This is a genomic window from Micromonospora sp. NPDC047812 (assembly GCF_040704175.1).
Classification (GTDB): Bacteria; Actinomycetota; Actinomycetes; order Mycobacteriales; family Micromonosporaceae; genus Micromonospora.
The window spans coordinates 470,829-484,991 of record NZ_JBEYRY010000004.1; the positions used below are offsets into that span (position 1 = coordinate 470,829).

A 14,163-nucleotide genomic window follows, 5' to 3' on the forward strand; every position below is an offset into this window, starting at 1 on the left:
TGTTGACCCGTCGTCGCAGCAGCGATCACGTCAGGACATCCCCAGCTCGCGGTCGATGAAGTCGAAGACCTCGTCCGGCGTCGCGTCCTGGAGCTTCTCGGCGACGGTGTCGCCGTCCGCCGGCGCGTCGGCCTCGTTGAGGGAGGCCAGCAGCGCCCGCAGCCGCTCGGTGATCCGAATCCGGGCGCTTCGGTCCGGCGCCGAGCCGGAGAGCGCCGCTTCCAACCTGTCCAGCTCACCGAAGACCGGTGCGACCCCGACCACGCCGCCGTCGACGATCGCGGCCCGCACGTACTCGGCCAGCCCGGCGGCGGTCGGGTAGTCGAAGACGACCGTGGCGGGCAGCCGGACGCCGGTCGCCGCGGTGAGCCGGTTGCGCAGCTCCACGGCGGTCAGCGAGTCGAAGCCGAGTTCGCGGAACGCCCGGTCCGGCTCCACGGCGTCCATCGAGGCGTGTCCGAGCACCGCGGCGGCCTGCCCGCGTACCAGCTCCAGCAGGGTCTTGCGTCGTTCGGCGTCGGTCTGCCCGGCGAGCAGGGCGGCCAGGGACTCCGCGGACACGCCGGTGTCCTCGGCGCGCTCGGCGACCGCCCGCCGCGCCTCGGCCACGCCCGCGATGAGCGGGCTGGGCCGGACGGCGACGAACCCGGGCACGTACCGGGCCCAGTCGATGCCGGCCACCATCGTCGCCGGCTCGCCCCGCGCGACGCACTGCGCGAGCGCCGTGAGCGCGGGCCCGGTGTCGAGGCGGGCCACGCCGGTACGCCGACGACGCTCCTCCACGGCCTGGTCGGTGGCGGCCATCCCGCCGGCCGCCCAGGGACCCCAGGCGACCGAGGTGGCCGGCAGGCCCTGCCGGTGCCGCTGCTCGGCGAGGGCGTCGAGGTAGGCGTTGGCGGCGGCGTAGCTGCCCTGACCGGCGGCGCCGAGCTGGCCGGCCATCGCGGAGAACAGCACGAACGCGCGCAGTTCCCGCCCGACGGTCAGCTCGTGCAGGTGCAGGGCGCCGAGCACCTTGGGTCGCAGGACGGTGGCGAGGCGGTCGGCGGTAAGCCCGTCGAGCACCCCGTCCTCCAGGACGCCGGCCGCGTGCACCACGCTGGTCAGCGGCGCGTCGGCGGGCACCTCGTCGAGCAGCTTCGCCAGCGCCGCCCGGTCGGCCACGTCGCAGGCCGCGACGGTCACCCGGGTGCCCGCCTCGGTCAGTTCCCGCGCCAGTTCGGTGGCGCCGGGGGCGTCCGCGCCGCGACGGCTGACCAGCATCAGGTGCTCGGCGCCCCGGGCGGCCAGCCAGCGGGCCACCTCCGCGCCGAGCGCGCCGGTGCCGCCGGTGACCAGGGTCGTGCCCGGGTAGCCGGCCTCGTCGGTGGCGGTCTCACCGCCAGGCGAGCGCACCAGCCGGCGTACGAGGATGGTGGCGCCGTCGACCGCGAGCTGGTCCTCGCCGTCGAGGCCGGCGAGCGCGGCGCAGAGCAGGTCCCAGCCGTGGTCGTCGAGGGTGGCTGGGACGTCGACCAGGCCGCCCCACCGCTCGGGGTGTTCGAGGGCCACGACCCGGCCGAGGCCCCAGAGCAGCGACTGCTCCGGCCGGCCGGGCGTTCCGCTCCGGGTGGTGCCGGCGGCGCCCCGGGTGACGCACCACAGCGGCGCGGCGACGTCGAGGTCCCCGAGCGCCTGGATCAGCGCCAGGGAGCGGGCGAGGAAGGGCGGCACCGGCTGGGTGTCGTCGACCGCGCCGTCGGCGAGGGCGAGCAGCGACAGCACCCCGTCCACCGGGGCCGGTTCGCCGTCGGCGGTGCGGGTGGCGCCGGTCAGGTGCGCGGTGAGGGCGGCCCGGTCGGTCAGGTTCTCCGGCACCAGCACCAGTCGGACGTCGGCGCCCCGGCGGGTCAGCTCGACCACCGCGGCCTCGCCCTCCTCCGGGTGCCGCTCGTCGGCGACGACCCACCAGGCGCCGGGGAGGAAGCTGACCGGTGTCCCGGTGTACGGCTGCCAGACGCTGCGGTACCTCAGGTCGTCCAGGGTGGACCGGTTGCGCTGCTGGCGCCGCCAGGAGGCGAGCACCGGCAGGGCGGCGCCCAGCCGCTCCAGGGACTCCGCCGCCTCCTGCTCGGTGAGTTCCGCGAGCGCGGCCAGGTCCTCCCGTTCGACGGCCGCCCAGAACGCGGAGTCGACGCCGCTCGGGGTCTCCTCGGCGCCGTCCTGCCCGGTCGTCGCGGTCGGCCAGAAGCGGCTCCGGTCGAAGGCGTACGTGGGCAGCGCCACCGGGTCCGTCTCGGCGAGGACCGTGCCGAGGTCGACGGGCAGGCCGATGGCGTGGGCGGTGGCGAGGTTGGTCAGCAGCCGCGTCGCGTCGTCGTCACCGCGCCGCAGGCTGCCCAAAGTGTGCCCGGTGGCGCCGGCGTCGTCGAGGATCGCCGTGACCGGCATCGTCAGCACCGGATGCGGGCTGATCTCCACGAACGTGGTGTGCCCGGCGGCAACGGCCACGCGCACGGCGGCGTCGAACCGCACGGTCTGCCGCAGGTTGTCGTACCAGTAGTCCGCCGTCATCGACGCCGGGTCGACCCAGTCCCCGGTCAACGTCGACACCAGCCGGGTGTGCCCCTGGCGGGGGGTGACGTCGGCCAGGTCGGCGCGCAACCGCTCCGCGACCTCCTGCACCGCCGCCGAGTGCGACGCGTAGTCCACCGGGATCAACCGCGCCCGCACCCCGTCGGCCAGGCAGGACTCGACGAGGTCCGCGACCGGCTGCGGCGGACCCGACACCACCACCGTGGACGGGCCGTTGACGGCCGCCACCCCGACACCCGGGAACGCGCCCAGCCGCGCGGCCACGGCATCGGCGGAGAGGTCGACCGACGCCATCGTGCCGGTGCCCCGCAGCACCGTCAGCGCCCGCGACCGCAGGGCGACCGCCTTCGCCGCGTCCTCCAAGCTGAGGATCCCGGCCACGCACGCGGCACCGATCTCGCCCTGCGAGTGACCGATCACCGCAGCCGGCGACACCCCCGCGTGCTGCCACACCGCCGCCAGGGCCATACCCACGGCCCACAGCACCGGCTGCACGACCTCGACCCGCGCCAACCACGACTCGTCGTCGCCGGTCAGCACCGACACCAGGTCCACGTCCAGGTACGGGGCGAGGGCCCGCTGACACTCCGCCAGACGCGCGTCGAACACCGGCGCACGACCCACCAGGCCCGCCGCCATCCGCGCCGACTGCGCACCCTGACCCGGGAACACGAACACCGCACCGGTCCCCGAGGCCGTACCCGTGACCAGGTTCCCCGCCGGCGCGCCGGCGGCCAGGGCGTCCAGCCCCGCCAGCAGGTCCGCCACGTTGGCACCGACCACGGCGGCCCGCTGGTCGAACACCGACCGGGTCGTGGCCAGGGACCAGCCCACCGCCGCCGGGTCCACCTCGCCGCGCTCGCGTACGTGCCGGGCCAGGCGGGCGGCCTGACCGGCCAGGGCGCCCTTCGACCGCCCCGACACCGTCCACACGACGACGTCGGAGGCCACGAGTCCCGGGCCGCGGTCCGCGGCGGCCTCGCCGTCGGGCTCCGCGCTCTCGGCGGGCAGGTCCTCGGGCAGCTCGATGATGACGTGGGCGTTGGTGCCGGAGATGCCGAACGACGACACCGCCGACCGGCGCGGCCGGTCCACCGCCGGCCACGGCCGCGACTCGGTCGCCAGTTCGACGGCGCCGGAGGTCCAGTCGATGTGCGGGGACGGCTCGTCCACGTGCAGCGTCGCCGGGACCACGCCCTCCCGCATCGCCAGCACCATCTTGATCACGCCGGCGACGCCGGCGGCGGCCTGGGTGTGGCCGATGTTCGACTTCACGGATCCCAGCAGCAGCGGCTCGTCGCGCTCCTGCCCGTACGTGGCCAGCAGGGCCTGCGCCTCGATCGGGTCGCCGAGCGTCGTGCCGGTGCCGTGCGCCTCGACCACGTCCACGTCCGCCGTCGACAACCGTGCCGACGCTAGCGCCTGCCGGATCACCCGCTGCTGCGACGGGCCGTTCGGCGCCGTCAGCCCGTTGGACGCGCCGTCCTGGTTGACCGCGCTGCCCCGCACGACCGCCAGTACCTCGTGGCCGTTGCGCCGGGCGTCCGACAGCCGCTCCACGAGCAGCATGCCCACGCCCTCGCCCCAGCCGGTGCCGTCGGCGGCCGCCGCGAACGCCTTGCACCGGCCGTCGGCGGCCAGGCCTCGCTGCCGGGAGAACTCCACGAACAACCCGGGGGTCGACATCACGGTCACGCCACCGGCGAGGGCGAGGTCGCACTCGCCGCGCCGCAGCGACTGCACCGCCAGGTGCAACGCCACCAACGACGACGAACACGCCGTGTCCACCGACACCGCCGGCCCCTCCAACCCCAACGCGTACGCCACCCGACCCGACACCACACTCGCGGCGTTGCCCGTCCCCGCGAAGCCCTCCACCTCGTCCCCCGCCACCATCAGCAGGGCCCCATAGTCCTGACCATTGGTGCCCACGAACACCCCTGTTCGCGAACCCCGAAGAACCCCAGGCTCAACCCCTGCCCGCTCGACCGCCTCCCACGAAACCTCGAGCAACAACCGCTGCTGCGGATCCATGGCCAACGCCTCGCGGGGCGAAATACCGAAGAAACCGGCATCAAACTCCGCCGCCTCGTAGAGGAAGGCGCCGCTGCGGACGTAGGAGGTGCCGGTGGAATAGGGGTCGGGGTCGTAGAGGCGCTCGACGTCCCAACCCCGATCGCCGGGGAGGTCGGACACGGCGTCGCGGCCGGCGTGCAGCATCTGCCAGAACCGCTCGGGGTCGTTCGCCCCGCCGGGGAAGCGGCAGGACATGGCGACGATGGCCACCGGCTCGTCGTCGCCGAGCGTCACCGGGGCGGTCTCCGCCGCCACGGCGGCCTCCCCGCCCAACTCCTCGTGCAGGTGCCGGGCGAGCGCGGTCGGCGACGGGTAGTCGAAGACGAGGGTCACCGGCAGCCGCAGCGAGGTGGCGGTGGCGAGCCGGTTGCGCAGCTCCACCGCCGTCACCGAGTCGAACCCGAGGTCCCGGAACGCGTGGTGCGGGTCGACGGCCTGGCCGTCGGCGTACTTGAGGACGGTGGCCGCCTGGTCGCGGACCAGGTCGAGCAGCGCCTGCTGGCGCTCGGCGGCGCTCAGCCGGGTGAACGCGCCGGCCGGGCCGGCCTCGTCGGTCTCCTTCGTCTCGGCCAGGCCCTTGGTGGCCTGCAACCGCTGCGCCTCGGGGATCTCGGAGATCAGCGGGCCGGGCCGGGTGGCGGTGAAGGCGACGAAGAACCGGTCCCAGGCGATGTTCGAGATGGTCAGGAACGTCTCGTCGTGCTCGACGGCCTGGTGCAGGGCCGCGACGGCGAGCCGCGGGGGCATCTCGGGCGCGCCGTGGCGGTGCAGCATCCGGCCGAACTCGCCGTCGGCCATGCCGCCGCCGCCCCAGGCACCCCAGCCGATGGAGGTGGCGGGCAGGCCGAGGGCACGCCGGTGCTCGGCGAGGGCGTTGAGGAACGCGTTGCCGGGGGCGTAGTTGCCCACGCCGGAGCTGCCGACGGTGCCGGCCATCGAGGAGAACAGGATGAACGCGTCGAGGTCCAGCTCGCGGGTCAGCTCGTGCAGGTTCAGCGCGGCGGTGACCTTCGCGCTGAGGGCGTAGTCGACCTGCTCCAGGGTCAGCGAGTTGATCACCGAGTCGTCGAGGACGGCGGCGGTGTGCACGACGGTGGTCAGCGGGTGCTCGGGCGGCAGGTCGGCGAGGACGGCGGCCAGCGCCGACCGGTCGGCGGCGTCGCAGGCGGCGACGGTGACCCGGGCGCCCAGCGCGACCAGCTCGGCCTCGAGGTCGGCGATGCCCTCGGCCTGCCGGCCGCGCCGGCTGACCAGCACCAGGTGCGCGGCGCCGTTGGCGGCGAGCCAGCGGGCCATGTGGCCGCCGAGCGCGCCGGTGCCGCCGGTGACCAGGGCGGTGCCGGAGGGCCGCCAGGCGCGCGGCGCGGGGGCGTCGCCGAGCGGGGCGTGCAGCAGCCGCCGGCCGAACGCGCCGGCCCACCGCAGCGCGACCTGGTCCTCCCCGTCGGCGCCGGCGAGGACGCGCACCAGCCGGCGGCCGGCCGCGTCGTCGAGCTCGTCGGGGAGGTCCACGAGGCCGCCCCAGCGGTCCGGGTGCTCCAGCGCGGCGACCCGGCCGAAGCCCCAGGTGAGCTGCTGGAGCGGGTGCGGCAGCGGGTCGGCCGGGCCGGTGGCGACGGCACCCCGGGTGAGGCACCACAGCGGTGCGCGGACGCCGGCGTCGCCGAGCGCCTGCACGAGGGTCACGGTGCCGGCGAAGCCGACCGGCACCGACGGGTGCGCCGGGGCGGGCGTCTCGTCGAGCGGCAGCAGCGACACGATCCCGGCGGGGCGGGCGCCACCGTCGGCCAGGTCGCGCAGCCGGGCGGCGAGCGCCTCGCGGTCCGTGCGGTCGGTGTCCAGCGCCAGCGGTACGACGGTGCCGCCGTGGCGCCGCAAGGCCTCGGCGCAGAAGGCGGCCTCGGCCGCGCCGGTGTCGTCGGGGCCGGTGAGCAGCCACCAGGTGCCGGTGACGGCGGGCTCGCCGGCGGCGTCGGGTGCGACGGGTGTCCAGCTGTCCCGGTACCGCCAGGAGTCCACGGTGGCCTGGTCGCGGTGCCGGCGACGCCAGGCGGCGAGGACCGGCAGCACGTCGGCGAACGCGGCGTCCGGCACGGGCTCCGACTCGGTCGCGCCGGCGAGTTCGGCGGTGAGCGCGGTCAGGTCCTCCGCCTCGACGGCCGCCCAGAACCGGGCGTCGACCTCGTCGTCGGGCACCGGGCCGGCGACGCCGGCGGTCGGGGCGGGGGTGGCGGACGGCTGCGGCCAGTAGAGCTGCCGCTGGAACGGGTACGTGGGCAGGTCGCGGCGGCGTCCGGCGAGGCCGGTGAACGCGGGCCGCCAGTCCACCGGCGTGCCCCCGGTCCAGACCTCCGCCACGGCGCGCAGGAAGCGGCCGAGGCCGCCCTCGCCCCGGCGGAGGCTGCCGGTGACGGTGACCGCGCCCGGGTCGGCGGCGGCCAGCTCGACGCTCTCCTGCACGGCCATGGTCAGCACCGGGTGGGCGCTGACCTCGACGAAGGTCTGGTAGCCGGCGGCGACGAGGCTGCGCACCGCCTCGTCGAAGCGGACGGTCTGCCGCAGGTTGCGGTACCAGTAGCCGGCGTCGAGGACGGCGGTGTCGAGCCAGTCCCCCTCGACCGTGGAGCGGAACCGGACCTCGCCGGTGGCCGGCCGCAGCCCGGCGAGCAGTTCCAGGAGCTGCTCGCGCAGCTGCTCGACGTGGGCGGAGTGGGAGGCGTAGTCCACCGGGACGCGGCGCACCCGCACCTCGCGGGACTCGTAGTGGGCGACCAGCTCGTCGAGGGCGGCGCTGTCGCCGGAGACCACGACCGAGGTGGGCCCGTTGACGGCGGCCAGGGCGACCCGGCCGGCCCAGCGGGTGATCGTCGCGGTGGCCTCGTCGGCGGTGGTGGCGACCGAGACCATGCCGCCGTCCCCGGCGATGCCGGCGATGATCCGGCTGCGCAGGGCGACCACGGCGGCCGCGTCGTCCAGGGTGAGGCCACCGGCGACGTACGCGGCGGCGATCTCGCCCTGCGAGTGGCCGACGACGGCGGAGGGGCGCACCCCGTACGACTCCCAGAGCGCGGCGAGCGAGACGCTGACCGCGAACAGGGTGGGCTGCACGACGTCGACGCGCTCCAGGGACGGGGCGTCGGGCGCGCCGCGTACCACGTCGGTCGGCGACCAGTCGACGTACGGGCGCAGCGCCTCGGCGCAGGCGGCGAACTTCTCCGCGAAGACCGGGGCGGTGTCGAGCAGTTCGGCGGCCATGCCGACCCACTGGGAGCCCTGGCCGGGGAAGACGAAGGCGACCTCGCCCGGCGTGCCGGGGGCACGGGTGACGGTCTGCGGGGTGGGCCGGCCGGCGGCGAGCGAGTCGAGGGCCGCGGTCAGCTCGTCCCGGTCGGCGGCGAAGACGACGGCGCGGTGGTCGTGGGACGCGCGGGTGGCGGCCAGCGACCAGCTGACGTCGGCGAGTTCGTCGTCGTCGACCGTATCGAGGTGGTCGAGCAGGTCCCGGGTGCGGGCGGTGAGGGCGTCGACGGTGCGCCCGGAGAGCACCCAGGGCAGCTCCCCGGTCGGCCCGTCGGCCGCCGGCTCGGGCTCGGGTTCGTCGGTGGGGGCCTGTTCGAGGATGGTGTGCACGTTGGTGCCGCTGATGCCGAACGAGGACACGGCGGCGCGGCGTACGCCGTCGACCGGCTCCCACGGCCGGGCCGAGGTGAGCAGCTCGACGCTGCCGGCACTCCAGTCGACGTGCGGGGTGGGCTCGTCCACGTGCAGGGTGGGCGGCAGCACCCCGTGCCGCATCGCCAGCACCATCTTCATCACCCCGGCCACACCGGCGGCGGCCTGGGTGTGCCCGATGTTCGACTTCACCGAGCCGAGCCACAGCGGCCGGTCGGCGGGACGGTCCTGGCCGTACGTGGCGATGAGCGCCTGCGCCTCGATCGGGTCGCCGAGCGTGGTGCCCGTGCCGTGCGCCTCGACGGCGTCCACCTGGTCGGCGGTCAGGCCCGCGTTGGCCAGGGCCTGCCGGATCACCCGCTGCTGGGCGGGGCCGTTGGGGGCGGTGAGGCCGTTGGAGGCGCCGTCCTGGTTGACGGCGCTGCCGCGCAGCACGGCGAGGACCGGGTTGCCGTCGCGGCGGGCGTCGGAGAGGCGCTGGAGCACCAGCAGGCCGACGCCCTCGCCCCAGCCGGTGCCGTCGGCGGCCCCGGCGAACGGCTTGCACCGGCCGTCCGCGGCGAGGCCGCGCTGGCGGGAGAAGCCGACGAAGATGCCGGGGGTGGCCATCACGGTGGCGCCGCCGGCCAGGGCGAGGTCGCACTCGCCCGTCTGGAGGGCCTGCGCGGCCAGGTGCATCGCGACGAGCGACGACGAGCAGGCGGTGTCGACGGTGACGGCCGGGCCGTGCAGCCCGAAGGTGTACGCCAGCCGGCCGGAGATGACGCTGGCGGAGGTGCCGGTGGCGAGGTAGTTCTCGTCGACGTCCCCGGTGGCCATCAGCAGCGAGCCGTAGTCCTGGCCGTTGGTGCCGACGTACACGCCGGTGCGGCTGCCGCGCAGGGCGGTCGGGTCGATGCGGGCCCGCTCGAACGCCTCCCAGGTGGCCTCCAGCAGCAGCCGCTGCTGCGGGTCCATGGCGAGGGCCTCGCGGGGGCTGATGCCGAAGAAGGCCGGATCGAACTCGCCGGCCCCGGCGACGAAGCCGCCCTCGCGGACGTAGCTGGTGCCGAGGTGTTCGGGGTCGGGGTGGTACAGCTCGGCGAGGTTCCAGCCGCGCTCGCCGGGCATCAGGCTCATCGCGTCGGTGCCGGTGGCCACCAGGTCCCACAGCTGCTCGGGCGAGGTGACGCCGCCGGGGAAGCGGCAGCTCATCGCGACGATGGCGATGGGCTCGCGGTCGCGGCCCGTGCCGTCGGCGACCACCTCGCCGGTGGTGTGCCCGGCGGTGAGGCCGTGCAGGTGCGCGGCGAGTTCGGCGACCGTGGGGTGGTCGAAGACCAGCGTGGCGGGCAGGGTCATGCCGGTCTCGGCGGTCAGCCGGTTGCGCAGCTCGACGGCGGTGAGCGAGTCGAAGCCGAGGTCGCGGAAGGTGCGGTCGGGCAGCGGCTGCCCGGCCGGGTAGCCGAGCACGACGGCGGCCTGGGTGCGCACAAGGTCGGCGAGCTGCGGCAGGGACCGGCCGACCACCACGGCGCGGGCGGGGCCGGTGGGCACGGCGGGCACGCCGGGCAGGGCGGCGATCAGTGGCGTCGGCCGGCCCCAGGAGGCGGCGAGGCGTCCCCAGTCGACGTCGGCGACGGTGACGGCCGGCTCGGCGGTGTTGACCAGCCGGCCGAGGGCGGTGACGGCCTCGGCGACGGGGAGCGCGTTGACCCCGCCCCGGGCGAGCCGGGCGGTCAGCGCGGCGGCCATGCCGTCCTCGGCCCAGGCGCCCCAGGCGATGGCGGTGCCCGGCAGTCCCTGGTCGCGTCGCCAGGCCGCGAACGAGTCGAGGTACGCGTTGGCGGCCGCGTAGTTGCCCTGTCCGGCGCTGCCGATGACCCCGGCGAGGGAGGAGAAGAGCACGAACGCGTCGAGGTTCCGGTCGGCGGTGGCCTCGTGCAGCACCCGGGCGGCGCGGACCTTGCCGTCGAGGACGGTCTGCATCCGGGTCAGGTCGAGCCCGTCGAGGACGCCGTCGTCGACCACCCCGGCGGTGTGCACGACGGCGGTCAGGTCCGACAGCCCCGCCACCAGCGCGTCGACCGCCGCCCGGTCGGTGACGTCGCACGCCACCACCCGGACCGCACCCAACTCGTCGACCAGCTCGGCCGCGCCCGGCGCCGCCGGGCCCCGCCGCGAGGCGAGCACCACCTCGGCCGCCCCGTTGGCCAACAGCCAGCGGGCCACGTGCCGACCCAACGCACCCGTACCGCCGGTCACCAGCACCGTCCCGGCGGGCCGCCAACCCGCACCCGCGGGCGGCGCGGCCGGCACCAGCCGCCGGCCGAGGACGCCCTGCGGGCGGATCGCCACCTGGTCGTGGCCGGCGTCGGCGAGGACGGCGAGCAGCGCGTCGGCGGCGGTGCGGTCGGCGCGGGCCGGCAGGTCGACCAGGCCGCCCCAGCGGTCGGGCTGTTCGAGGGCGACGACCCGGCCCAGGCCCCAGGCCAGGGCGGGCCACGGGTCGGCGAGGGTCTCGCCGCCGCCGACGCGGACGGCGCCTCGGGTGAGGCACCAGAGCCGGCCGGGCAGTCCGGCGTCGGCGAGCGCCTGGGTGAGGGTGAGCAGCAGCGCGGCGCCGGCGGAGACGGCCGGGGCGTCCGGCAGTGGCCGATCGTGCGCGGGCAGCACGCAGAGCACCCCGGTCCAGCCCTGGTCGCCGTGGTGGCGCAGCAGCCCGGTCAGCTCGGCGCGGGCGACGCCCGGGGCGACGGTGAGGGCGTCGACGTGGGCACCGGCGCCGGTCAGCGTCCCGGCCACCCCGGCGTCGTCGGCGTCGGCGGTGACGACCAGCCAGCGGCCGGTCAGCGCCGGCGCGGCGGCGGGGCGGACCGGCTCCCAGTCGACCCGGTACGACCAGCCGTCCACCACGGCGTCGCGTTGCCGGGCCCGCCGCCACGACGACAGCACCGGTACGGCCGGGGCGAGGGCCTCGACCGCCGCGGGGTCGTCCTGCACGGCCAGGTGGGCGGCGACCCCGGTCAGGTCGCCGCGCTCCACCGCCGCCCAGAAGTCCCCCTCGGCGGTGTCGGTCGGCGCGGCCACTCCGGCGGTGCCGCCGACCTCCGGCCAGTAGCGCTGGTGCTGGAAGGCGTACGTCGGCAGGTCCACCCGGCGGGCGCCGGTGTCGGCGAACCACGGCCGCCAGTCCACGGCCACCCCGCGCACGTGCAGCTCGGCCAGCCCGGCCAGCAGCCCCTGCGCCTCGGGCCGGTCCCCGCGCTGCGCCGGCACGGCGAGCACGCCGTCCCCGCCCGGCAGGGCGTCGCCGACCATCGCGGTCAGCACGCTGCGCGGCCCGATCTCCAGGAACGTGTCCGCCCCGGCGGCGCGCAGCGCGGCGACCCCGTCGGCGAAGCGGACGGCCTCGCGGACGTGCCGCACCCAGTAGTCGGCGGTGCGGATCTCGTCGGCGTCGGCGAGCGCCCCGGTCACGTTCGACACCACCGGCAGCGACGGCGCGGCGAACTCCAGCCTGTCGAGGACCGCGCGGAACCTCGCGAGCATCGGCTCCATCAGCGGGCTGTGGAACGCGTGGCTGACCGTGAGCCGGCGCGTGCGTACGCCCCGCTCCCGCCAGCCGCGCTCCACCTCGTCCAGGGCGTCGACGGCGCCGGAGACCACGACCGACGACGGCCCGTTGACCGCGGCGATCCCCACGTCGGCCAGACCGTCCAGGGTGGCCAGCACCTCGGCCTCGGTCGCCGCGACGGCCAGCATCCCGCCGCCCGAGGGCAGCGCCTGCATCAGCCGGCCCCGCGCCGCCACCAGCGCGCAGGCGTGCTCCAGCGACAGCACCCCGGCCACGTACGCGGCGGTGACCTCGCCGATCGAGTGGCCGGCGACCAGGTCGGGGGCGATGCCGAACGACTCGACGAGGCGGAACAGCGCCACCTCGACGGCGAACAGGCCGGCCTGCGTGAACACCGTCCGGTCCAGCAGCTCGGCTTCGGCCGAGCCCTCGGCGGCGAAGAGCACCTCGCGCAGGGGGCGCGGCAGGGCCCGGTCCAGGTACCCGCACACCTCGTCGAGGGCGGCGGCGAAGACGGGGAACTCGGCGTACAGCTCCCGGCCCATGCCGGCACGCTGCGCGCCCTGGCCGGAGAAGAGCACCGCGAACTGGCCGCGCGGCGACCCGGCGCCGGCGACGACGGTGCCGGCCGGTTCCCCGGCGGCGAGGGCGCGCAGCCCGGCGAGCAGGTCGTCGCGGTCGGTCGCCGCGACCACGGTGCGCCGGTCCAGGGTGGAGCGGGAGGTGACCGACGAGAAGGCCACGTCGAGCGGGCGCAGGGTGTCGTCGGCGGCGAACCGGGCGGCCCAGCGGCCGGCCTGGGCGGCGAGCGCGGCGTCGGAGCGGGCGGAGAGCAGCACGGGCGCCACCGTGCGCTTCGTCGGCGCGGTCGGCTCCGCCTCGGCCTCGGCGTCGGCCGGGGCCTGCTCGATGATGGTGTGCGCGTTGGTGCCGGACACCCCGAACGACGACACGGCGGCCCGGCGCGGCCGGTCCACGGCGGGCCAGGGCGTCGCGGCGGTGGCGAGGGTGACCGCCCCGGCGGTCCAGTCGATGTGCGGGGACGGCTCGTCGACGTGCAGGGTGGGCGGCACGACGCCGTGCCGCATCGCCATCACCATCTTGATGACGCCGGCCACGCCGGCGGCGGCCTGGGTGTGGCCGATGTTCGACTTCACCGACCCGAGCAGCACGGGCGCGGCGTCGTCGCGGTCCTGCCCGTACGTGGCCAGCAGCGCCTGCGCCTCGATCGGGTCGCCGAGCCGGGTGCCCGTGCCGTGGGCCTCCACCACGTCGACCTGCTCGGGCGTGAGCCGGGCGTTGCCCAGGGCCTGGCGGATGACGCGCACCTGCGACGGGCCGTGCGGGGCGCTGAGCCCGTTGGACGCGCCGTCCTGGTTGACGGCGCTGCCGCGCACCACGGCGAGCACCGGGTACCCGTGCCGCTGCGCGTCGGAGAGCCGGGTGAGCAGCAGCATGCCGATGCCCTCGGACCAGGAGGTGCCGTCCGCGCCGGCGGCGAACGCCTTGCACCGGCCGTCGGCGGCGAGGCCGCGCTGCCGGCTGAAACCGACGAAGACCGCCGGGGTGGGCATCACCGTCACGCCGCCCGCGAGCGCCAGCTCGCAGTCGCCGTTGCGCAGGGCCTGGGCGGCCAGGTGGATGGCGACCAGCGAGGACGAGCAGGCGGTGTCGACGGTGACCGCCGGCCCTTCCAACCCGAGGGTGTACGCGACGCGGCCGGAGATGACGCTTGTGGCGTTGCCGGTGAGCAGGTGCCCCTCGCCGTTCTCGGCCTGCGCCATCATGCCGTCGTAGCCGTGCGAGGACGCCCCGACGAAGACGCCGGTGCGGCTGCCCCGTACGGCCGGCAGCGGCAGCCCGGCCCGCTCGAACGCCTCCCAGGAGGTCTCCAGCAGCAGCCGCTGCTGCGGGTCCATGGCGACGGCCTCGCGCGGCGAGATGCCGAACAGGTCGGCGTCGAAGTCGGCGGCGGAGTAGACGAAGCCGCCCTCGCGCACGTAGCTGGTGCCCGGGTGGTCGGGGTCGGGGTGGAAGAGGTTCTCCAGGTCCCAGCCCCGGTCGGCGGGGAACGGCCCGATCCCGTCGCCGCCGTCGCGCACGAGCTGCCACAGCGCCTCGGGGCTGTCGACCCCGCCGGGGTAGCGGCAGCTCATCGCCACGATGGCGATGGGCTCGGAGTCCCGGGTCTCCAGCTCGCGCAGCCGACGCCGGGTACGCCGCAGCTCCGAGGTCGTACGCTTCAGGTACTCGACGTACTTCTCGTCCTCGTTGCTCACCGTGGA

At 76.3% G+C, this 14,163-nt stretch carries 1 protein-coding gene; it reads right to left on the reverse strand.

The window, feature by feature from the left end; all coding sequences use genetic code 11:
* Positions 1–30 precede the first annotated feature (30 nt).
* Positions 31–14,157 carry a type I polyketide synthase gene (locus tag AB0883_RS19865; protein WP_366642637.1) on the reverse strand — a complete coding sequence of 4,709 codons (14,127 nt, stop codon included), beginning with the start codon at positions 14,155–14,157 and terminating at the stop codon, positions 31–33.
* Positions 14,158–14,163 lie beyond the last annotated feature (6 nt).